The sequence below is a fragment of the Streptomyces sp. NPDC052012 genome, from assembly GCF_040689265.1.
Classification (GTDB): domain Bacteria; phylum Actinomycetota; class Actinomycetes; order Streptomycetales; family Streptomycetaceae; genus Streptomyces.
Genome location: NZ_JBFAXA010000015.1, coordinates 77,578 through 97,858 on the forward strand (window position 1 = coordinate 77,578; position 20,281 = coordinate 97,858).

Consider the following 20,281-nt stretch of genomic DNA (forward strand, 5'->3'; position numbering starts at 1 on the left):
CGGTGCGGTCATCGTCGATGGATGACATGATCAGGTCAAGCCAATCAGCCGGCTGGAGCGAGGGCGGGCGCGTACGGTCGTACGACCGAAGCACATCCCGTGAAGATCCCCGCATGCCCTCTTGTCCCACCGCCCCCCATCGGCTTACTTGACCTCCATGGCGGACACCACGGGAAACACCCAGGACACCGGCGCACCCGACGACGGCGGCTCCCGGCCGCGCAAGTCCAGCTGGAGATACATCGGCCCAGGAATCGTCGTCGCCGCGACCGGCGTCGGCGCCGGCGATCTGGTCGCCACGCTCATCGCGGGCAGCAACTTCGGCTACACCCTCCTGTGGGCCGCCGTCATCGGCTGCGTCGTGAAGATCTCCCTCGCCGAGGCGGCCGGGCGCTGGCACCTGTCCACCGGCCGCACCCTCTTCGACGGCTGGGCGAGCCTCGGCCGCTGGACGACGTACTTCTTCGGCATCTACGTCGTCGTGTGGGGCTTCGTCTACGGCGCGGCGGCGATGTCGTCCAGCGCCCTGCCCCTCCAGGCGCTGTTCCCGGACGTCATGGACCTCGAATGGTGGGGCATCGCCTGCGCGTTGGTGGGCCTGGTCTTCGTCTGGTTCAACCAGTACGCGGTGTTCGAGAAGGTCATGACGGTCCTGGTGGGCGTCATGTTCGTCGTCACCGTCTACCTGGCGATCCGCGTCACCCCGAACCTGGGCGACGCCTTCGCCGGCCTGCTGCCCGTCCTGCCCGACGAGAAGGACTCGATCCTCAACACCCTCGGCCTGATCGGCGGCGTCGGCGGCACCATCACGCTCGCCGCGTACGGCTACTGGGTCAACGCCAAGGGCTGGACGAACACCGGCTGGATGAAGGTCATGCGCCTGGACAACCGGGTCGCCTACATCACCACCGGCGTCTTCGTCGTCGCCATGCTCTTCGTCGGTGCCGAGCTGCTGCACTCCGCGGGCATCGCGATCGCGAGCGGCGACAAGGGCCTGCTCCAGCTGAGCGACATCCTGGAGGACCGCTACGGCACGGCGACGGCCAAGTTCTTCCTGATCGGCTTCTTCGCCACGTCCTTCACCTCGCTGATCGGCGTGTGGCACGGAGTGAGCCTGATGTTCACCGACTTCGTGACCCGGGGCCGCAAGAAGGCGCAGGCGTCGAAGGGCGAGGACATCGCGTCGGGCGCCCGCGAGAAGTCCTGGCCCTTCCGCGCCTACCTCCTGTGGCTGACCTTCCCGCCGATGATCCTCCTCTTCGAGGGCCAGCCCTTCCGCCTGGTCATCATCTACGGCGTCCTGGGCGCCGCGTTCATGCCCTTCCTGGCCCTCACCCTGATCTGGCTCCTCAACTCCAGCCGCACCCCCGGCGAATGGCGCAACGGCCCCCTGAGCAACGCGATGCTCGCCATTTCGGGCCTGCTGTTCCTGGTCCTGTGCGTCAAGCAGATCTGGGACCAGCCGTGGTCGGAGTTCTTCTAGCGGTCACAGCAGCTCGTCCCACTCGGGGCTGAGGGCGATCTCCCGCAGTTCCTTCATGCTCAGCGCGGGGGCGTCCCGCGTGGCGTCCTCGTGCTGGGCCCCGGTGTTGAAGGCACTGACCACGACCCGCAGGCCGTCGGTCCGCAGGGTGTCGGCGGTCCACATGACGACACCCGCGCCGCCCTTCTCGCCGGGCCCCTGCCCGGTGGTGACCTTCGTCCCGTCGGGCAGGGTCTCGGCGGAACCGAAGAGCTCCCCGGCGAGATCGGACGACCCGGGCTGCACATTGATCTGGACGAAGCTCGCTCCCTCGCCGTCGTCCACGACCACATAGGCGTACTCCGCCTCCTGGCCGCCCTGGGAGACCACCCGGACGTCCCCGGGGAGCAGCGAGACGAGCTTCTTGCGCACGGCGGTGCCGTCGACGCCGGGCGGGGGCGTGCTCATCGGCTGCGAACGTGACGGCTTCCCGGCCGGCTCGGGGATGGCGTCGATCGCGTCCCGCCACTGAGGTGCCGTGGCCACCGCCTCCAACTGCTCCAGCGACAGGGGCGGTTCGGGGCGGCTGACGGGAGCGTCCTTCTGGGCAGCCGCGTTCCACTCGCTCACGCTGACGTGCTGCCCTGCGGGCGTGACCAGCTCGGCGTTCCACCACTTGGTGTCCACCCGCCGGTCCGGATACTCGTACCCCTGGAACAGCATCAGCCGGGAGCCGTCCGCCAGCGTGGTGGTGCCGCAGCTGTCGTACCCGACGAACGCCTTGTCCGGGCAGCGCGTGGCCTCGCGCGCCTGTGCACTGCCCGGCTCGACACGACCGAGCCCGACGGCCACCGCGGCGGCCCCGTCCCCGTCGTCGAACACCACCCTGACGGACGGAGGGAGTTGCGCGTCCGTACCCCGCGCCTGCTCGTCTCTGATGTCACCCTCGGGAAGAAGTCCCTCGAGCGTACGCAGGAGCTGGTCCCCGGTGACGGCCCTCGGGGCGTCGGTCGCGGTCGCGGTGGTGGCCGACGGGGTGGCGGTCGTCGTGCCGGAGGCGACCGAGGCCCGGCCGTCCCCGCCCGGCACCAGCAGCGTCCCGCCGACACCGACGGCCGCGATCCCGGCCACGCCCCCGAGCACGACGATCCGGCGCCGCGTCCGCATTCGCCGGCCCCGGGACTCTCCCGCGGCCGTGAGGGCGCCCCGGTCGGCCTCGAAGGAGCCGCCGGTGTCGTGCAGGGCGGCGGAGAGCCGCTCCTCGAAGGGGTCGTGGTGCTGGTCGACGGGCATGGTGAACCACCGCTTCCGTGAGGTGAGACAGGAAAAGGGAGAACAGGCGGCGGGACGTCAGGATCTGGCGTACTCGCCGAGATCCTCGCCTAGCAGCTCCCGCAGCCTGGCCAGCGCCCGGACGCACCGCGTCCGCACCGCGGCCGAGCTGACGTTCATGACATCGGCGGTCTCCTCGACCGACCGGTCCTCCCAGTACCGCAGCACGATCACCGCCCGGTCCTTGGCCGGCAGCCGCGCCAGCGCGTCCAGCAGGGTGAGCCGCAGCGACGGATCGCCGTCACCGCCGCCCGGCAGGTCCGGGAACACGGCGGTCGACCGCTCCGTACTGCTCCGCCGCCGCTGATGCGCGAGAAAGGCCCGGGTGAGCACGGTCTGGGCGTACCCGGCGGGGTTCCCGACCCGCGCGATCCGCCCCCAGCGGACGTACACCCGCCCCAGGGTCTCCTGGACGAGATCCTCCGCGAGGTGCGTGTCCCCGGCCGTCAGCAGACACGCGGACCGGTACAGATGCCCGGCCCGCGCCGAGGCGAACTCGGAGTAGTCCGCCATGCGCCCCTGCCCCATTCAGCTGTCCCCCCCGCCGGCCCCGAACCGCTCTCACCTCATTGATGCGGTGGGGCGGGGGAAATGTTTCACGCGGTCGCGAACACGCCCCGCGCGGCTGTGCCGTCCGGCCAGGTCCAGCCGGCGACGACATGGGCGCAGGACGCCCGCTCGTGCTCCGCCGCGCGCAGGACGCGGTTGACCCGGACGTGGCTGCCGCCGGCGGGGGCGTCGCCGTGCACGGTGACGGTCGGGTCGGGGGTGTCGCTCTCGCTCTGGTGCTGCGGTACCGCCTCGCCGCGCAGGAGGGCGAGCAACTGTGCCGTCACCACCGGGTCGTGGACACCGTCGTAGATCCACCGGGTGCCGAGCACCCCGTGCTCCGCGGTGCCGAGCAGCGCCTCGCCGGGGGCGCCCTCCAGGGCCGCGCCCCGGTAGGCCAGCGGCACGAGATACGCCACCGGCTCCCGGCCGGCGGTGTCCACCACGACCATGAACTCGATCCCGACCTCGCCCTCCGGATCGTCCAGCCGGAACCCGCCGGCCCTGACCAGCTCCGGCTTCTCCGCGTCGCCGGCGTACCAGCTCTGCTTCGGCAGCCAGCCGGTGAGCAGCTCCAGCTTGGTGGGCGTCATGGTGGTGCGGTGAATGAAGGACATGCACGTCTCCCTCACGTTGTCAGTGGCTGCTGTCAGGATGACCGCGTCTTGACCACACGGCCGCACCTGGAGCCTCGCATGAGCTGGGATGTCCTTCTTCTCCGTCTGCCCGACGACATCGCCTCGATGGGCGACCTTCCCGGCGACTTCACCCCGGCCCCGCTCGGCCCGCGGCAGGATGTGCTGGCCGCCCTGCGGCGGTCCGTGCCCGAGGTCGACCTGACGGACCCCGCCTGGGGCGAGCTCACCGGCCCCGGCTGGTCCATGGAGCTCAGCATCGGCACGGACGACCCCGTGATCAGCCTCATGCTGCACATACGCGGGGGCGGCGACGACGTGCTCGTCCCGGTCTTCCGCTTCGCGGAGGCACTGCACTGCAAGGTGCTCGACCTGGCCGCGGGCGACCTGATCACCCCGGAGGACACCACAGGCTGGCACGCCTTCCAGGCGTACCGGGACCGCGTGATCGGACAGGGCTGACGCCATGGGAATGATCGGTGCATACGCGCGGCTCACCCGAGCCGAGTTCGAGCGCGCGCTCCGTGACCCGGACTGGGCGTACACGTTCGTCCATGAGCTGCTCGACGCGGAGCTGGAGGAGACGCCCCCGACGGACGAGGCACGCTGCCACGACATCGACAAGGCGTGGCACGCCCTGGACTTCCTGCTCCAGCACCTCGGCTTCCCCGTCGACATCGTCTTCGGCGAGGAGGAGATGCCCGGCGCGCAGGAGTGGAGCTACGGGCCGCCCCGCTGCCTCACCCCGGAACAGGTCCGCGCCGCCGCCGACGCCCTCACGGCCACGCCTCCCGGCAGGCTGGTCGAGGGCGTCACCCCGGCCGACCTCGCACGGGCCGACATCTACCCCACCATCGTCTGGGAGCGCGGCGAACCCCTGGACTACGTGACCGCCCACTACGAGGGGCTGGTGACGTTCCTCCGGGCGGCGGCCCGCGACGGACACGCCGTGGTGGTCTGGATCAGCTGAGCGGCGACGCGGCCGCCCCTGCCCGCGTCGGCACGGGCAGGGGCGGCGGTGGCGGTCGAGGCCGGCCGGGGTGCTACGGAAGTGCGTGGACGTGCGGGCCCACCGCGTTGGACCAGGCGTTGCCCGCTGTGGCGTCCCAGTTGGTGGACCAGGTCATCGCGCCGCGCAGGCTCGGGTAGGTCCTCGACGGCTTGAAGCTGCCGCAGTTGGTGCCCCGGGTCAGGCAGTCCAGGGCGGCGTTCACCACGGAGGGCGCGACGTAGCCGCTGCCCGCGCCCCTCGTGGAGGCCGGCAGGCCGAGGCCCACCTGGGACGGGTCGAGGCCGCCCTCCAGCTGGATGCAGGCCAGTGCGGTCAGGAAGTCCACCGAGCCCTGGCTGTAGACCTTGCCGTCGCAGCCCAGCATGGAACCGCTGTTGTAGTACTGCATGTTGACGACGGTGAGGATGTCCTTCACGTTCAGCGCGGTCTGGAAGTACGAGTTGGACGTCGACTGCATGTCGATGGTCTGCGGTGCCATCGTGAGGATCATCGACGCTCCCGCCTTCGCGGACAGCGCCCGCAGCGCCTGCGTCATGTACGTCGCGTTGAGGCCGTTCTCCAGGTCGATGTCGACGCCGTCGAAGCCGTACTCCTGCATCAGGGAGTACACCGAGTTCGCGAAGTTCGTCGCGGAGGCCGAGTCGTTCACCGAGACGGTGCCCTTCTCGCCGCCCACCGAGATGATGACCTTCTTGCCCGCGGCCTGCTTGGCCCGGATGTCCGCCTTGAACTGGTCCACGGTGTAGCCGTTCAGGCCCGCGGAGTCCAGGTTGAAGGTGACCGCGCCCGGTGTCCCCGTCGCGTCCGCGAAGGCGACCGCGATGATGTCGTACTGGGCCGGGACGTCCGAGATCCTCTGGACCGTCGCGCCGTTGTTGAAGTTCTGCCAGTAGCCCGTCACCGCGTGCCGGGGCAGCTGGCCGCTCCCGCCGCCGTCGCTCTCCTTCGTCCGCGCCGTCACCGCCGCCGACTTCGCCGACTCACCCGCCGCGTTGGTCGCCGCGACCTGGAAGGAGTAGGACGTCGAGGCCGCGAGCCCGGTCACCGTCGCCGACGTACCGGTCACCGCCGTCACCTTGGTGCCGTCCCGGTAGACGGTGTACCCCGTCGCGCCCGACACCGCGTTCCACGCCAGGGACACCGACGTCGAGGTCGTACCGGAGACGCTGAGGCCGCCCGGCGTGCCCGGGACCGTCGGCTCCGGCTCACCGCCGCCGCCCCCGTCGGGGCCGAACACCGACAGGTCGTCGGCGTAGTACGCCTGCTGGCCGTACCAGCCGTGGGTGTAGACCGTCACCGAGGTGGTGGAGGAGCCGGTGGTGAAGCTCGTCGACAGCTGCTTCCAGCTGCTGGAGTCCGGCGTCCAGGTCGACACGTCCGTCGTGCCCGTGCCGGTCACGCCCAGGTACGCGTACCCGCCCTGCACCCAGCCGCTGAGCCGGTACGTCGAGTTGGGCCTCACCGCCACGGTCTGGCTGCACCGGGCGTTGTCCTGCCCGGACGGCGTGGCCTTCAGCGCGGACGTGCCGCCGTGCACGGGGGAGGAGACGGTCGTGCCGCTGTTCGCCGAGCAGGTCCAGTTGCCCAGACCCGCCTCGAATCCGGCGTTCTTCGCGTTGTTGACGTCGGCCGCGGCCGCCGGGCCGGCGCCCGCGCCCGCGAAGGAGAGGGCGAGGGCGGAGACGACGGCTGCGGCCCAGACGCGTCTGCGTCCGGTCGTGCCTGGTGCGCGGTCCACTGGGGCCTCCGGTGGGGGAGAAGAGGAGGAAGAAGACGAGGAAGAAGAGGGGGGAAGGGGGACGGTGGCCACCGCTGGAGGTACAAGGTGGTCCAGACCAATCGGCTTGTCAATAGGTCCGGACCAACCAACCCTCCGGCCCAAGCGCCCTCCGTGCCCGTCGACTTACTCCCGCGCGTCCCTCCACCCGTCCAGCAGCATCCCCACCGCACACCCCGCCAGCAGCACCCCCGTCGACATCCAGAACCCCAGCGACCCGAGCCCCGCCCGGTCCCCGTGCAGCGCCAGCGTCAGCACCTGCGCCGCCGCCGGCACCGCGCACGCCGCCACCGTGTGCCGCCACGGCATCCCCCGCCACGGCTCCGGATGCACCCGCGCCGCCGCCCAGGTCGCCAGCACCACGCACACCAGATTCGGCAGATGGACCAGCCCCAGCGCCGCCCCGAACGACCCCACCCCCTCGGGCCCCACCAGGTGCTCGTACACGAGCGTCGCCTGCACGGCCTCCGTCACGACCAGCACGATCACCCCGACCGCCCAGGCCCGTACCAGCGCCGGCGCGGGCTTCCCCGGCGCCTCCACGGCCACGGCTACCGCACCCCCGCCCACACGACGGCGATCACTACCGCACCTCCACCGACTCGACGATCCGCTCCAGATCGGCGCCCGAAAGCTTCCCCCTCTGCGCGTCGACGCGCACCGCGAACGTCTCCTCCGAGGAATCCAGCCCCGTGAGGATCACGCCCTCCACCACCGCGCCCTTCGCCGGCCCGTCCCCCTCGCCGGTCGCCTCGAAGGTGAAGTCGATCCGCCGGGCGTCGTCCGTGCCCGCCAGCTCCACTTCCTCCGTGCCCTCGACCTTCGCGCCCAGCTGGATGCCCGCCTCCGCCGCGATCGCCGCCTGCTCCGCCGAGTTCGCCTCCGTGAAACCCCGCTGCACGGTGATCAGCGCCACGGTCCGTCCGTCCTCGCTCAGCTCGGCGGCAGCCGCGTTGTACTCGCTGCGCTCACCCGCGCCCTGCTCCTCGAAGCCGTCCGGATACGCCACCGACACGCTCGGCGTCTCCAGCGTCCGCCACCCCTCGGGCCTCGCACCCGACGAGGACGACCCGGACCCGCAGCCGGTCACCACCACCAGCGCGAGCAGTCCGGCCGCCGCGCACATACGGCGGAACATCGACGATGAGGGCATGAGGGCTCCTTGTCCGGTCAGTTCGCACAGTAGCTGTAGGGAACATAGGAGCGGCGGTCCCCGCGGGGCGCACCGAGGAACTGCGCGTCCGTCAGCGTCTCCGCCTTCTGCTCCGTGCTGATGGACAGCCCGAGGCTGAGCCCCAGGTTCAGCTCGAAGCCGTACTCGGCCGCGTTCACCTCTCCCGTGTACGTCATCCGGCTGGACTGCCCCTTGTCGAACACCAGCCGCCCGAAGGGGTCGCCGGCGCCGGGGCGCGAGGTCGGCGTGAGCCCGTCCGTGCCGAACATGTACCGGAACGGCGCCGCCACCTGCTCGTTCGTACCGTCCAGCCACCGCTCGGCGATCCCCCTGTCCCGGTCACCGGCCGAGCCCGGGTCGAACGACACCGAGGTGGTGACGATCTCGATGCCGGTGGTGCTGTCGGTGCCCTTCACCCCGGCGCCGCCACCCCGCCTGTCCGCGCCGTCCCGGCCGTTGTCGCCGCTCACCTTGGCGCCGTCCTTCTGGCCGCCCCGCTCGACGGTACGGGTCAGGTCGATCCGCATGAGCTTGCCGCTCGCCTTGTCGTAGGTGACCGTGACGGTGCCGGTCTGCGTGGTGTTGGCCGCGTACTCCCCGCTGAGCGGGCCCGCCTCGTAACCGGCCTTCGTGCCGTACTCGATGGACGAGGAGTACGTGTACGACTTGGTGTTCCGGTGGGCGTTGTCGGTCCAGGTGACCTCGGGGGCGTACTTGAACGTGCCGCCGAGCGCGGCGCTCAGCCTCCGCTCGTCGCCCGCGGAGAGCTGGAGCCCGGCCGCCGCCGACGCCTCCAGGCCCACCTTGCCGTAGGTGATCCGCCGGTCCCCGCCGAGGTTCTTCTCGATCCGCTCCCGGGTCTCCTCCTCGTCCTTCAGCGGCCCGGTGCCGAACAGGTACAGGACGCTGTCGCCGAGGCTCGCCTCCGCGCCGCCGGGCATCGTCCGCCGCATCTCGTACATCTGCAGCGTCTCGACGTCCTCCCGGAACCGCTCCGCCTCCTCCGGGCTCTCGAACACCCAGGTGTCGCCGTTGGTGACCTTGATGCCGAGGCCCAGCTCGACCTTGTCCGCGCCGAACCGGCCGACCTTCATCCCGGGCTTGAAGTCCTTCTTCGCGGCCACGGACGCGGCGTCGGTGAACGTCAGGTACACCAGCTGGTCACGGTCGTCGACCGTACCGTCGCCGTTGACGTCGGTGCGCGCCCTCAGCCGCTGCTCCTGGAAGCCGTACTCCCGGCCGATCTCCCAGAAGAGGATCTTGGCCTTGGAGCCCGCTTTGTCGGTGAGGGACGACACCTGGCACAGGGTCGGCTCGAAATCGCCGTCGGCGAGCGGCCCGTCGCCCCCGCCGTCGCCTCCGGCGCAGTTCCCGCCGCCGGTGAGCCGGCAGACCAGGGCCGCGATCTCGTCGTGGATCAGCTGCCCGACGCCGGTCGCGGACACCGCCAGCACGATCGCGACGCTGACCACGATCATCCCGAGGTACTCGGTGCCGGTGGCCCCGCGGTCACCCCAACTCGCCCTCGGCGGACGGCTCATCCGGCCCCACCCCCTCTCCCGTGTCCTCGGTGGACCGCGAGCGTAAGGAGGGGGACGGGTGGGAAGCGTGGGCCCCGGGGCCCAAAGCGGGGCCCAGCGTCAAGCCGGTGCAGCGTGCGGAACCCTCAGGGGTCCGAACCGGACCGGCAAGATGCTCAACCTGCCCCGTTTTGACGCACCTTGTGCAACGCCAGTTGCTGTTCAGCTACACAAACGCTGTTCTCCGGTCACAGAGCCGTGGATACAGTGCTGAGGTAGTCACGCAGCGAAGTCATCAGGGTGCACCGGAGTAACACCCGGCGCGCCGAGGGGCATGGGGAGAACGGGGAGCTGCGCGTGCCAACTGCCATTGCCGTGACCAGCGCCGACATGGTGCTGCCGCCGCAGGACGACCGGACGCTGCCTGCCGTGGTGCTCAAGGACATCGACACCCGCCCGCTCGAACAGGCACTGACCGACCTCCAGTTGCTCCTCGAGCAGCACGGCCACGTCATCGTCGTCTGCTCCCGGGCCACACCCACCGCCGTCCAGCGGCGGCTGCACACCCTGCGCTCCCTGCTGGAGAGCGACCGGATCGCGCTGTTCACCCCCGACCTCCCGCCGCTCGGGCTGGCCGCCCTGGTGCGCCAGTTGCGTCAGCTCGCCTCCTGCGACCTCGGCCCCGGCGTGCTCGCCTCGGCCGGCCGGCTGCTCGTCCACTACATCCACTCCGGGGCCCTGCTCGGCTCCGTCGCCCGGCTCGACCGCGTCCCCGTCGACCTGAAACAGCACGCCCGCTCCTGGGTGCCCGGCAGCCAGTTCGCCGTCCTCGCCCACCCGCAGCCGCAGCTCGTCCGCCTCGGCCCCGAGGCCACGCTGGACGGACCCGAGTTCGGCACCTGGATGCTGGTCGCCAAGGGCCAGCTCCAGTCCGACTGGGTCACCGCCACCCTCGCACCGTCCTGGAAGGTGCAGGGCCTGCGCGAGACCCCGCTGCCCGCCGAGTCCCCCGGCTGGTGGGGCACCGGCAAGCTGATCGAGTTCTGCACCTACCTGCCCGACCTGTCCGTCCTCTACCAACTGGTCACGTCCGTACGGCGCGGCGCCTGCCACTGGTGCGGCATCGACGTCATCGGCGACCGCTGCGTCTTCTGCTCCGCCACACCACCCGTCCCCGAGGGCCGCCCCCTCGCCCAGCGCACCTGAGCTCTCCCTCGCGACACCGCCCGATTCCGCTCGACCGATATCCCCAATGAGGTTGTACGGTTCATGAACTCCCGTCAGCGCCGCGGCGTGATACTCCTGATCCTGTCGGTCCTGTGCGCCCTCGGCGCCTTCGCCGGCGTGCTCTCCGTCATCGGCGACGTGAAGTCCAAGGTCGGCCCCGAGGTCACCGCGTACCGGCTGAAATCCGATATCGCGCCCTACACCGCGCTCAGCACGGGCCAGTTCGAGAAGATCGAGATGCCCGAGCGGTGGCTGTCGAAGAACGCGGTCACCGACCTCGGCGACATCGAGGGCAAGATCGCGGTCACCACGCTCCAGCAGGGCTCCCTGCTGCAGAGCGACATGATCGTGGATCAGCCCGCCCTGCAGCCCGGGCAGCAAGAGGTCGCCATCATGGTCGATGCGGCGACCGGCGTCGCCGGCAAGATCACGCCGGGCTCGACGGTCAACGTCTACGCCACCTTCGAGGGAGAGCGTGAGGGTGACCCCGCTCAGTCCAAGATCATCGTAACCAATGCCAAGGTCCTCGACGTCGGCAGGCTCACCGCCCTCGAACCCGACGAGAACGACCGCGGCCGGCAGCCCACCGACGCCGTCCCGATCACCTTCGCGCTGTCCACCATCGACGCCCAGCGCATCACCTACGCCGAGTCGTTCGCCCAGCGGGTCAGGCTCGCGCTGGTCGCTCCCGGCAGCGACACCACGGTGCCCGACTCGCAGCGGACGTACGAACTCGCGAAGGACAAGTGAGAGGCCCGCATGCCCACCAGGATCCTCCCTGCAGTCGGCGACGCGGACGCGGTCCGGTCCATCACCACACTGCTCAGCCAGCTCCCGGACGCCGAGCCGGTGGCCCCGGTGGTCGACTCCACCCAGCTCATCGACACCCTCGCGCGCCTGGCCGCCGAGTCCGTCGACGAGCTGCCCGAGGTCGTGGTGGTGCACGAGCGGATCGGCCCCGTCCCCGCACTGGAGCTGATCCGCGAGGTCGCCCTGCGCTTTCCCGCCGTCGGCGTCATCCTCGTCACCTCCGACGCGAGCCCCGGCCTCTTCCAGGCCGCCATGGACTACGGCGCCAGGGGTCTCGTGGCCCTGCCCCTGAGCTATGAGGAACTCGCCAGCCGCGTCCAGGCGGTCGCCCAGTGGTCCGTCGGCGTACGACGTCACCTGGGCACCGGCGGCGACGTCTTCACCGGCGTCGGCGGCACCGTCGTCACGGTCAGCGGCGCCAAGGGCGGCGTCGGCGCCACCCTCACCGCCATCCAGCTCGCCCTCGCCGCCCAGGCGTCCGGGCGCAGCACCGCGCTGGTCGACATGGACCTCCAGACCGGCGACATCGCCTCCTTCCTCGACGTCCAGTTCCGCCGCTCGGTCGTCGACCTCGCCGCGATCACCGACATCTCCCCGCGCGTCCTCGCCGACGCCGTCTTCCGCCACGACACCGGCGTCGCCCTGCTCCTCGCCCCCGCCGAGGGCGAACGCGGCGAGGACGTCACCGACCGGGCCACCCGCCAGATCGTCAGCGCCCTGCGCTCCCGCTACGAGGTCGTCGTCATCGACTGCGGCGCCCAGCTCGGCGGCGCCGGCGCGGCGGCCGTGGAGATGGCCGACACGGCCCTGCTGGTCACCACCCCCGACGTGGTCGCCGTACGCGGCGCCAAGCGGACGGTGCGGATGTGGGACCGGCTGCAGATCCGCAAGGCGGAGGAGACCACGATCATCGTCAACCGTCACTCCCGGGCGACCGAGATCCAGCCCCCGCTGATCCAGAAGATCACCGGCACGGCGGTGGCCGCGACGACGATCCCCGCGCACTTCAAGGAACTCCAGGGCGTCGTGGACGCCGGGCGCGTGCACGAACTGGAGGCCAAGAGCACCGTGAAGCAGGCCCTGTGGGGGCTGGCCGGTGAACTCGGGCTGGTCAAGACCGTCGAGGGCAAGGGCGGGCGCGTGCGCGGCGACCGGGGCGCGGTCAGCTTCCGGCGGCGCAAGGACGGGAAGGAGGCAGGGGCATGAGAAGGCGAAGAGCGTTAACCGCCGGTGACCGCGGCCAGGTCACCATCGAGTTCCTCGGCATGACACCGACCATCCTGGTGACGCTGGTGGTGCTGTGGCAGCTCGTGCTCGTGGGATACACGTTCACCCTCGCGGGGAATGCTGCCGACGAGGCGGTACGCGCGGGCACGGCCTCGGAAGGACAAGCGGCGTGCGAGGAGGCGGGGCTCAAACACCTCCCCGGCGCGTGGGAGGGGGGCGCCACCGTGCAGTGCACCGCGAACGGCGAGTTCGTCACCGCCAACGTGAGCCTCGACGTCCCGATCCTCTTCCCCGGCGCGATCGCCCTCCCGTTCACGGTGGACGGTCACGCCGGAGCCGTACAGGAGGAGGACTGAGATGCCGTACGAGGCGAAAGCCCGCGACCGTGGCCAAGCCGCCCTCGAGTACCTCGGCTTCATCCCCATCCTGATCATCGTCGCCATGGCCGCCGTACAGCTCGGCCTGATCGCCTACACCGCCCAGCAGGCCGGAACCGCCGCCCGCGCCGGGGCGCGCAGCGCCTCGCTCGACCAGGGCGCCGGACAGGCCTGCACCGCCGCAGTCAGCGGCTGGCTCGCCGACGGCACGGACTGCGCCGAGGCGGAGGGGGGCGACGAGGTCACCGTCACGGCGACCGTCCAGATCCCGTCGATCGTGCCGGGCTGGGACTTCGACCCGGCGGTCAAGACCGCCACCATGCCGATCGACCACTGACCACACCGACACCCCACGAGTCGAGGGACGAGGAGCACGGGACTCATGAGCCTGCGGGCACGCATCAACTCCCCCGAGGAGAACGGCAGCCGGGGCGAGGACGGCCACCTGGTCGCCTCCTACCGCGCCAAGCTCCTGGAGGAGATCGACCTCGCGGAGATGAGTTCGCTGGCCGCGGCCGAGCGCCGGGCCCGCCTGGAGCGCGTCCTCGGCCACATCATCAGTCGCGAGGGCCCGGTCCTGTCGACCGTCGAACGCTCCCAGCTGATCCGCAGGGTCGTCGACGAGGCCCTCGGCCTCGGCATCCTGGAGCCGCTGCTGGAGGACGCCTCCATCACCGAGATCATGGTCAACGGCCCCGACGCGATCTTCGTGGAGCGCGGCGGCCGGGTGGAGCAGCTTCCCCTGCGGTTCGCCTCCAACGAGCAGCTGATGCAGACCATCGAACGCATCGTCTCCACCGTCAACCGCCGCGTGGACGAGTCGAACCCGATGGTCGACGCCCGCCTCCCCTCCGGCGAGCGCGTCAACGTCATCATCCCGCCGCTCTCCCTGACCGGCGCCACCCTCACCATCCGCCGCTTCCCGCGCTCCTTCACCCTCCAGGAGCTGATCGGACTCGGCTCGCTCGACGAGCACATGCTGTATCTCCTCGCGGGCCTGGTCCAGGCACGCTTCAACGTGATCGTCTCCGGCGCCACCGGCACCGGGAAGACGACCCTCCTCAACGCCCTCTCCGGACTGATCCCCGAGGGCGAACGCATCATCACCATCGAGGACTCGGCCGAACTCCAGCTCCAGCAGCCGCACGTCATCCGCCTGGAGTCCCGCCCGCCCAACGTCGAGGGCAAGGGCCGCATCACCATCCGCGACCTGGTGCGCAACTCCCTGCGCATGCGCCCCGACCGCATCGTCGTCGGTGAGGTCCGCGGCGGCGAGTCCCTGGACATGCTCCAGGCCATGTCGACCGGCCACGACGGCTCGCTCGCCACGGTCCACGCCAACAGCGCCGAGGACGCGCTGATGCGTCTGCAGACGCTGGCCTCCATGTCCGACGTGGAGATCCCCTTCGTGGCGCTCCACGACCAGATCAACAGCGCCGTCGACGTCATCGTCCAGCTCACCCGCTTCGCCGACGGCGCCCGCCGCATCACCGAGATCGCCCTGCTGGAGAGCCACGGCGGAGAGCCGTACCGGCTGGCCACCGCCGCCCGCTTCAACGCCCAGCCGATGGCCGCCGACGGCCGCATCTACGGCGCCTTCGAGTACTTCCCGCTCCCGCGCCGCACCGCCGACCGCCTCTACATGGCGAGCCAGCCCATTCCCCAGGCCTTCGGCGTCGCCCACTCCGCCGACCAGCTCGCCACCCGAGAAGCCAGGTAGGACCACTCCCCATGGATCTGCAGAACCTGATCACGCTGACCACCGGCATCACCCTGCTGACCTGCGTCCTCGCGGTCGTCGGCGTGCACTCGTACGCGATGGGCAGGGCACAGCGGCAGGCGCTGGTGGACCGTCTCACGGCCACCGGCCAGATCCCGGTCCTCGGCCGCCGCCGCCACTTCCTCGCCCTGGACCGGCGCCTGCGCCGCACCAAGCTCGGCCGCACACTGGAACTGCGTCTGGCGGCGACGGGCCTGGACATCACCCCGGGCGAGTTCTTCGTCTACATGCTCGCCACGATCGCCGGCCTGTGGCTCATCGGCCAGGCGACCCTGGCCCCCTTCTTCGGCCCGCTGGCCGGCCTGCTGGGCATCTGGGTGGCGATCCAGTTCCTCAACTGGCAGCGCCAGAAACGCATCGAGAAGTTCATCAACCAACTCCCCGAGCTGGCCCGCATCCTGGCGAACGCCACCCAGGCGGGCCTGGCCCTGCGCACGGCCATCGGCATGGCGGCGGAGGAACTGGAGGCCCCGGCGGGCGAGGAACTGGCGAAGGTCGCCAACCAGCTGGCGGTGGGCGCGTCGATGGACGACGCCCTCGGAGAGCTCGCCGACCGCCTCCCCTCCCGCGAACTGGTCGTCCTGGTCACGACGCTGGTGCTGTCCAACCGGGCGGGCGGCCAGCTGGTCAGCGCCCTGCGGAACCTCACCGACACGCTGGAGGAACGCAAGGAGACGCGCAGGGAGGTCCGGACCCAGCTGTCCCAGGTGAACATGACCTCGTACGCGGTGCCGGTCCTGGGCGTCGGCTCGCTCTTCCTGATGAACGGCGTGAAGGACGGCGCCCTGGAACGCATGACGGGCTCCCCGGCCGGCCAGGCCGCGGTGATCATCGCCTTCGGTCTCTACGCCGTCGGCTTCGTCCTCATCCGCCGCCTGTCCCGCATCGACGTCTGAGGAGGGAGTCGTCATGGGTCTGCTGCTCGCGCTTCTCATGGGCCTCGGCGTCTGGGGCATCTTCGCCGGCATCCGCATGTACCGCGCCGAGGCGAAACTGCCCGGCGACCTCGTCCTCGCCCTGGAGGTCGGCTCCACCCGCACCGGCGCGGTGGACTCCCTCGTCGACCGCCTCGGCATGCGCTATGCGCCCGCCGTGCTGCGCATCATGGGCCCCAAGCAGGTCGCCAAGTACCGCCGCAAGATCGACCTGGCGGGCAACCCGGGCGGCCTGACGATCGACCGCTACGCGGCCCGCCGCGCGGTCTACGGCGTCCTGGGCGGCCTGGGCTTCCTGGTCTTCCTGATGCGCGGCCAGCTCTTCGTGGCCCTGCTGCTCCTGGCCTTCGGCGCGTTCTGGACGGAGGTCGGCATCTGGTCGGCGATCCGCATCCGCAAGGACGTCATCGAACGCACGCTGCCGGACTTCCTGGACGTCCTGGCGGTGGTGGTCAGCGCGGGCCTGGGCTTCCGTCAGGCCCTGGACCGGGTGGCGTCGAAGTACGAGGGCCCCTGGGCGGACGAACTGCGCATCACGCTGCGCCAGATGGACCTGGGCATGAGCCGCCGCCAGGCCTTCGCGGAGCTGCGGCGACGCAACGACTCGGAGCAGGTCGCGATGTTCGTCACGGCACTGCAGCAGGGCGAGGAACTGGGCGCGCCGATCGTCGACACCCTGGTGGCCCTCGCCAAGGACATGCGCCGCACGGACGCTCAGAACGCCCGCAGGAAGGCGGCCCGGGCGGTCCCCAAGGCCACCATGATGATCACCACGTTCATGGTCCCGGCCACGATGATCCTGCTGGGCGCCGGCCTGATCCTGGGCTCGGGCACGGACTTCGGCTCGATCACGGGGGAGTAGGACGGGGGAGGGGTGACATGACGACGAGGGAAGAGAAGGGCTCGGGCACGGGGGCGGGTCTGCTGCGCCGACGTGTCAGAACACCCGAGATCACCACACCCCCGGCGGGCACGGTCCTGCCACCCCACGCCCGCACGGGCGCCCCGGACATCCCGGTGACGACGGTGACGCCCGCGCTGCCGCCGGGGTGGGAGCCGGTGGGGGGTGTCAAGGACCGGGCGGGGGAGAACGGACAGAAGCAGGAAGACGCTTACCGGAGCCGGGAACGGTCGGCCGCCGACGGCGAGCACGCCCCACAGGGGCCACCCGCACCCGACCACGAAAGCCGCACGCGTGGTGCTGGTGGGAACGAACACCCGGCCCAAGACCGGGCACACGCCCCACTCCCCGCACCCGACGTGGACATCCAGGTCAACGCCCTGCAAGCCCTGTGCCGCCAGACCTTCGGCTTCCGCCTGGCGATGATCGCGCTCGCGGCCCCCGCCGCCCTCCTCAACGCCAACCCGGGCTGGGGCACCCACCTCGTAGCCATCGCCGTGGTCCTCACCTTCATGGCGTCCTACGTCCTCTTCCGGGACTGGGAACGCTTCGGCCCCCTCCTCCTGCGCCACCCCACCCTCCTCGCCGCAGACACCCTCTTCGGCGCCCTCCTCCTCATCTCCGCAGGCCCCGACACGACCCTCGCGTACGTCAGCGTCTGCACCCCCCTCCTCGCGGGCCTGGTCTACGGCTGGCGAGGCGCCGCCGTCTTCGCCTCCCTCCAGTCCCTGATCCTCCTCCTCGTCTACGCCACGGTGGAGGACACGGCCGCAGGCCCGGCGGAGACGCTCCTGCTCCCGGGCCTCTGCGTGGTCGCGGGCGCGGTCGGCTCCAGCCTCCGCAACCTCATGCTCCACTTCGGCGAGGCAACCCGCGCCCTCACCACGGTCCAGGCCCGCCTGGCGGTGACGGAGGCGGTCAGCGCGGAACGCGCCCGCCTGGCCAGGGAGATGCACGACTCGGTCGCGAAAACCCTGCACGGCGTAGCCCTGGCCGCGGACGGCCTGGCCACCACAGCGGGCTCACCCGACATGGACCCGGCGGTGGTCCGGCAACAAGCCGACCTGGTCGCCCGCTCGGCCCGCCGCGCCGCCGCGGAATCCCGCGAACTCCTGGCCGACCTGCGGCGAGAGTCCGACCCGGCCCAGGGCACGGACGTCCTGGTGGAACTGGCGGCCCGTACCCGCGACTTCGCCACCCGCACGGGCCTCCCGGTCACCTACCACCCCACGGGCCACCACACCGTCCCCCCGGTCCCACCGGCCGTGGCCCGCCAACTCCTCACCATCGCCTCGGAGGCGATGGAGAACGCCCACCGCCACGCGGCACCGACCAAGGTCGAGGTCCGCGCCGGCGTCCACGGCGACCTGCTCCGCATCAGCGTCTACGACAACGGCCGCGGCCTCCCGCCCGGCACCGATCTCGAACAACTCCGCCGGGCGGGCCACTTCGGCCTCCTCGGCATGGTCGAACGGGCCGCCTCGGTGGGCGCCCGCATCCGCATCGGCCGCGGCTCGCATCCGTGCGGCACGGAGGTCCGCCTGGACCTCCCGCTGGGAGCGCTTACGACCCAGCCCTCAGCCTCAGCCTCGGCATCAGCATCAGCATCAGCATCAACGTCAGCCTCGGCCGAGGCTCCGCCGCCCCGGCACCCGCACCGGCAGTCCCGGTGAACCCGATGAAGACGTCCCCCACGCCCGCAGAGGAGGCCGCCCCCATGCAGCCACCGCCGAACCCCTTTGAGAACGTCCCGCCCCCCGCCCCCCTTCGCGTCGTCGTGGCCGACGACAACCCGGTGGTCCGCGCCGGCCTGACCGCCCTGCTCTCCGGCCGTGAGGACATCACGGTCGTGGCGGAGGCAGCGGACGGACGGCAGGCCTACGAGGCGGCCCACGAACACCGCCCGGACGTGGTCCTGCTGGACGTCCGCATGCCGGGCGTGGACGGCCTCTCGGCCCTCCCGTACCTGGTGGACATAGCCCCCGTGATGATGCTGACGTACAGCCGCGAGTCGGAGATCGTCCAGGAGGCCCTGCGCAGGGGAGCGGGCGGCTACCTGGTCCACGGCGAGTTCACCGCCGACCAGTTGGTGTCGGCGGTACGGGACATCAAGGAGGGCAGGCCCCACTTCACCCCGACAGCGGCCGGAGCATTGCTGGCGCAACTGCGCGAGGGGCCGCGCGGACCCGGCCGCCTCCCGGACGACGTGGGCCGCTCTCCGGCTGCGCACGAAGCGAGTTCGCCCGTTATCGGCCTTCCTCATATCCCGCCCCCGCCCATTTCTTCAGAAAACCTTTCGCAAGTGCAACCGGATATGGCACAGTCGTCGTCTGGGTGGACAGGCGGCCGCCCGGCCGTTCCTGACAGGTCGAGGTTCCAACTGAGCACCAGGGAGGCGGAGATCATGGACCTCATCGCGTCCGGCATGAACAACCAGCAGATCGCCGCCACCTGCTTCATCAGCGAGAAGACGGTCAAGAACCACATCAACCGCATCTTCGCCAAGCTCCACAGCACCAGCCGCTCGGAAGCGGCGGCCAAGTGGCTGGGCACGGCACCGGGCCCGGGCCGAGGGGTGGGCTGACGACCATGCAGAAGAAGACCTGGGCCTCGGATTGGGCCCGCGATTGGGCCCTGGGACCCTCTGGCGCACGGGGTGTCCGGCCCTACGTTGCTCGTGTCGAAAGCGGCACCGCGAAGAAGACGACGGCAGCCGCAACCGCGTCAGCCGGAGGGGAACACCATGAGCAACTGGATCAACACGACGGTCGCATACCTCCAGTCCCGCGCCGCCCGCAACGACAAGGGCCAGACCGCGGTGGAGTACCTGGGCATCATCGCGGTGGTCGTGGCGATCGTGCTGGCGATTACGGGGACGGACATCGGCGAGACGATCTTCGAGGCGATTACGGACAAGATCGACGAGATCACCGGTTGATCCGACGTATTCGCCACGGCGACGCAGGGCAGGCATTCCCCATCTACATCACTGTGGTGGGGGGCCTGCTCTTCCTCGCGTTCGCATACTTCGCGGTCGGCCAGGCCGCGGCAAATCGGAACGATGCGCAGACCGCCGCAGATGCGGCAGCTCTGGCGGCGGCCCAGGACAGGCGGGACCAGCTCGCCGGTGAGTGGCAGCAGAACCTCCTCGACCCGACCAAGTGGCAGGGGATTTTCGACGGTGAGGGAGTGAATCTCGACCCGTCGTGCTGGCGGGCGGACCAGCTCGCAGCGCAGAACGACGCGACCGTCACATGTGCACCAGCGGGGCCGCTGGCGTACACGGTCGAGGCGACCACCGAAGAGCCAGTCGGCGATTCCATCGTCCCCGGTACGGAGAACAAGTACTCCAAGGAATCCGCCACTGCTGTGATCGAGCCGCGCTGCGAGTTCGACCTCCAAGGATGGGAGGCGGGGGGCGACACATTGCCTCTCCTCACCTGCAAGGGCGAGCCGTGGAAGCTGGACCCCAAGGGCCCGAAGGATCTGCTGCCGAAACCCGAGGACCTGTTCGACGTCCACCTGGCCGACTGAAAAGCGAACGACGAGTGATGAAGGAAGCA

Annotated in this window: 22 protein-coding genes; 15 read left to right on the forward strand and 7 right to left on the reverse strand. The window is 70.7% G+C overall.

Going from position 1 to position 20,281, the window contains the following annotated elements:
• Positions 1-157 precede the first annotated feature (157 nt).
• Positions 158-1,483, forward strand: coding sequence for an Nramp family divalent metal transporter (locus AB0412_RS23085; RefSeq protein WP_366404449.1), 1,326 nt, complete (start codon positions 158-160; stop codon positions 1,481-1,483).
• A gap of 3 nt (positions 1,484-1,486) precedes the next feature.
• Here the strand turns inward: AB0412_RS23085 and AB0412_RS23090 are convergent, their stop codons facing one another.
• From AB0412_RS23090 to AB0412_RS23100, 3 genes are all read right to left on the reverse strand, one after another.
• Positions 1,487-2,755, reverse strand: a complete 1,269-nt coding sequence (locus AB0412_RS23090; RefSeq protein ID WP_366404450.1) for a hypothetical protein — start codon at positions 2,753-2,755, stop codon at positions 1,487-1,489.
• A 57-nt stretch (positions 2,756-2,812) separates the two neighbouring features.
• Positions 2,813-3,322, reverse strand: coding sequence for a SigE family RNA polymerase sigma factor (locus tag AB0412_RS23095; RefSeq protein WP_366404451.1), 510 nt, complete (start codon positions 3,320-3,322; stop codon positions 2,813-2,815).
• Between the two features lie 68 nt (positions 3,323-3,390).
• A complete protein-coding gene (locus AB0412_RS23100; protein ID WP_366404452.1) occupies positions 3,391-3,960 on the reverse strand; it encodes a 1,4-alpha-glucan branching protein in 570 nt (189 codons plus the stop codon).
• Between the two features lie 78 nt (positions 3,961-4,038).
• Here AB0412_RS23100 and AB0412_RS23105 point away from each other — a divergent pair, with 78 nt between their 5' ends.
• Both AB0412_RS23105 and AB0412_RS23110 read left to right on the forward strand, forming a co-directional pair.
• Positions 4,039-4,440: a hypothetical protein gene (locus AB0412_RS23105; RefSeq protein WP_366404453.1), complete on the forward strand. Its 402-nt coding sequence runs from the start codon at positions 4,039-4,041 to the stop codon at positions 4,438-4,440.
• A gap of 10 nt (positions 4,441-4,450) precedes the next feature.
• Positions 4,451-4,948, forward strand: a complete 498-nt coding sequence (locus tag AB0412_RS23110) for a YfbM family protein (protein WP_366404454.1) — start codon at positions 4,451-4,453, stop codon at positions 4,946-4,948.
• A gap of 73 nt (positions 4,949-5,021) precedes the next feature.
• On the opposite strand, the gene AB0412_RS23115 is transcribed toward AB0412_RS23110, so the two are convergent.
• The 4 genes from AB0412_RS23115 to AB0412_RS23130 all read right to left on the reverse strand — a co-directional run bounded on the left by AB0412_RS23115 (position 5,022) and on the right by AB0412_RS23130 (position 9,482).
• Positions 5,022-6,728: a glycoside hydrolase family 18 protein gene (locus AB0412_RS23115; protein WP_366404455.1), complete on the reverse strand. Its 1,707-nt coding sequence runs from the start codon at positions 6,726-6,728 to the stop codon at positions 5,022-5,024.
• 165 nt (positions 6,729-6,893) lie between these two features.
• A complete protein-coding gene (locus tag AB0412_RS23120; RefSeq protein WP_366404456.1) occupies positions 6,894-7,316 on the reverse strand; it encodes a hypothetical protein in 423 nt (140 codons plus the stop codon).
• A 34-nt stretch (positions 7,317-7,350) separates the two neighbouring features.
• Positions 7,351-7,920, reverse strand: coding sequence for a hypothetical protein (locus tag AB0412_RS23125; protein WP_366404457.1), 570 nt, complete (start codon positions 7,918-7,920; stop codon positions 7,351-7,353).
• Positions 7,921-7,937: 17 nt separating this feature from the next.
• A complete protein-coding gene (locus AB0412_RS23130) occupies positions 7,938-9,482 on the reverse strand; it encodes a hypothetical protein (protein WP_366404458.1) in 1,545 nt (514 codons plus the stop codon).
• Positions 9,483-9,836: 354 nt separating this feature from the next.
• Between AB0412_RS23130 and AB0412_RS23135 the strand changes: the two genes are divergently transcribed.
• The 12 genes from AB0412_RS23135 to AB0412_RS23190 all read left to right on the forward strand — a co-directional run bounded on the left by AB0412_RS23135 (position 9,837) and on the right by AB0412_RS23190 (position 20,252).
• Entirely contained in the window at positions 9,837-10,667 is an 831-nt protein-coding gene (locus tag AB0412_RS23135) for a hypothetical protein (RefSeq protein WP_366404532.1), read from the forward strand.
• 63 nt (positions 10,668-10,730) lie between these two features.
• Entirely contained in the window at positions 10,731-11,438 is a 708-nt protein-coding gene (cpaB, locus tag AB0412_RS23140; RefSeq protein WP_366404459.1) for a Flp pilus assembly protein CpaB, read from the forward strand.
• A gap of 9 nt (positions 11,439-11,447) precedes the next feature.
• Positions 11,448-12,704 (forward strand): AAA family ATPase, encoded by a 1,257-nt coding sequence (locus AB0412_RS23145; protein WP_366404460.1) that lies wholly within the window; start codon positions 11,448-11,450, stop codon positions 12,702-12,704.
• The gene (locus AB0412_RS23150) at positions 12,701-13,081 is read left to right on the forward strand and encodes a pilus assembly protein (RefSeq protein ID WP_366404461.1); all 381 of its coding nucleotides are present in this window, start codon (positions 12,701-12,703) and stop codon (positions 13,079-13,081) included. The genes AB0412_RS23145 and AB0412_RS23150 overlap by 4 nt, the downstream gene beginning before the upstream one ends.
• Position 13,082: 1 nt before the next feature.
• Entirely contained in the window at positions 13,083-13,439 is a 357-nt protein-coding gene (locus AB0412_RS23155; protein WP_366404463.1) for a TadE/TadG family type IV pilus assembly protein, read from the forward strand.
• Between the two features lie 45 nt (positions 13,440-13,484).
• The gene (locus tag AB0412_RS23160) at positions 13,485-14,822 is read left to right on the forward strand and encodes a CpaF family protein (protein WP_366404464.1); all 1,338 of its coding nucleotides are present in this window, start codon (positions 13,485-13,487) and stop codon (positions 14,820-14,822) included.
• Positions 14,823-14,833: 11 nt separating this feature from the next.
• Entirely contained in the window at positions 14,834-15,778 is a 945-nt protein-coding gene (locus AB0412_RS23165; protein ID WP_366404465.1) for a type II secretion system F family protein, read from the forward strand.
• 13 nt (positions 15,779-15,791) lie between these two features.
• Positions 15,792-16,679 carry a DUF5936 domain-containing protein gene (locus AB0412_RS23170; RefSeq protein WP_366404466.1) on the forward strand — a complete coding sequence of 296 codons (888 nt, stop codon included), beginning with the start codon at positions 15,792-15,794 and terminating at the stop codon, positions 16,677-16,679.
• A 17-nt stretch (positions 16,680-16,696) separates the two neighbouring features.
• Positions 16,697-18,391: a histidine kinase gene (locus tag AB0412_RS23175; RefSeq protein WP_366404467.1), complete on the forward strand. Its 1,695-nt coding sequence runs from the start codon at positions 16,697-16,699 to the stop codon at positions 18,389-18,391.
• Between the two features lie 44 nt (positions 18,392-18,435).
• Positions 18,436-19,302 carry a response regulator transcription factor gene (locus tag AB0412_RS23180; RefSeq protein WP_366404468.1) on the forward strand — a complete coding sequence of 289 codons (867 nt, stop codon included), beginning with the start codon at positions 18,436-18,438 and terminating at the stop codon, positions 19,300-19,302.
• Positions 19,303-19,461: 159 nt separating this feature from the next.
• Positions 19,462-19,656, forward strand: a complete 195-nt coding sequence (locus AB0412_RS23185; RefSeq protein ID WP_366404469.1) for a hypothetical protein — start codon at positions 19,462-19,464, stop codon at positions 19,654-19,656.
• Positions 19,653-20,252, forward strand: a complete 600-nt coding sequence (locus tag AB0412_RS23190; protein ID WP_366404470.1) for a pilus assembly protein TadG-related protein — start codon at positions 19,653-19,655, stop codon at positions 20,250-20,252. The genes AB0412_RS23185 and AB0412_RS23190 overlap by 4 nt, the downstream gene beginning before the upstream one ends.
• The last annotated feature ends 29 nt before the right edge of the window (positions 20,253-20,281 follow it).

What these genes read in the sequence shown, in the direction of transcription:
- AB0412_RS23175 (WP_366404467.1), top strand. Translation starts at nt 16,697, where the DNA reads ATGACGACGAGGGAAGAGAAGGGCTCGGGCACGGGGGCGGGTCTGCTG.
- AB0412_RS23125 (WP_366404457.1), bottom strand. Translation starts at nt 7,920, where the DNA reads ATGCCCTCATCGTCGATGTTCCGCCGTATGTGCGCGGCGGCCGGACTG.
- AB0412_RS23130 (WP_366404458.1), bottom strand. Translation starts at nt 9,482, where the DNA reads ATGAGCCGTCCGCCGAGGGCGAGTTGGGGTGACCGCGGGGCCACCGGC.
- AB0412_RS23155 (WP_366404463.1), top strand. Translation starts at nt 13,083, where the DNA reads ATGCCGTACGAGGCGAAAGCCCGCGACCGTGGCCAAGCCGCCCTCGAG.
- AB0412_RS23085 (WP_366404449.1), top strand. Translation starts at nt 158, where the DNA reads ATGGCGGACACCACGGGAAACACCCAGGACACCGGCGCACCCGACGAC.
- AB0412_RS23160 (WP_366404464.1), top strand. Translation starts at nt 13,485, where the DNA reads ATGAGCCTGCGGGCACGCATCAACTCCCCCGAGGAGAACGGCAGCCGG.
- AB0412_RS23090 (WP_366404450.1), bottom strand. Translation starts at nt 2,755, where the DNA reads ATGCCCGTCGACCAGCACCACGACCCCTTCGAGGAGCGGCTCTCCGCC.
- AB0412_RS23100 (WP_366404452.1), bottom strand. Translation starts at nt 3,960, where the DNA reads ATGTCCTTCATTCACCGCACCACCATGACGCCCACCAAGCTGGAGCTG.
- AB0412_RS23170 (WP_366404466.1), top strand. Translation starts at nt 15,792, where the DNA reads ATGGGTCTGCTGCTCGCGCTTCTCATGGGCCTCGGCGTCTGGGGCATC.
- AB0412_RS23095 (WP_366404451.1), bottom strand. Translation starts at nt 3,322, where the DNA reads ATGGGGCAGGGGCGCATGGCGGACTACTCCGAGTTCGCCTCGGCGCGG.
- AB0412_RS23145 (WP_366404460.1), top strand. Translation starts at nt 11,448, where the DNA reads ATGCCCACCAGGATCCTCCCTGCAGTCGGCGACGCGGACGCGGTCCGG.
- AB0412_RS23150 (WP_366404461.1), top strand. Translation starts at nt 12,701, where the DNA reads ATGAGAAGGCGAAGAGCGTTAACCGCCGGTGACCGCGGCCAGGTCACC.
- AB0412_RS23180 (WP_366404468.1), top strand. Translation starts at nt 18,436, where the DNA reads ATGCAGCCACCGCCGAACCCCTTTGAGAACGTCCCGCCCCCCGCCCCC.
- AB0412_RS23165 (WP_366404465.1), top strand. Translation starts at nt 14,834, where the DNA reads ATGGATCTGCAGAACCTGATCACGCTGACCACCGGCATCACCCTGCTG.
- AB0412_RS23105 (WP_366404453.1), top strand. Translation starts at nt 4,039, where the DNA reads ATGAGCTGGGATGTCCTTCTTCTCCGTCTGCCCGACGACATCGCCTCG.
- cpaB (WP_366404459.1), top strand. Translation starts at nt 10,731, where the DNA reads ATGAACTCCCGTCAGCGCCGCGGCGTGATACTCCTGATCCTGTCGGTC.
- AB0412_RS23185 (WP_366404469.1), top strand. Translation starts at nt 19,462, where the DNA reads ATGAGCAACTGGATCAACACGACGGTCGCATACCTCCAGTCCCGCGCC.
- AB0412_RS23110 (WP_366404454.1), top strand. Translation starts at nt 4,451, where the DNA reads ATGATCGGTGCATACGCGCGGCTCACCCGAGCCGAGTTCGAGCGCGCG.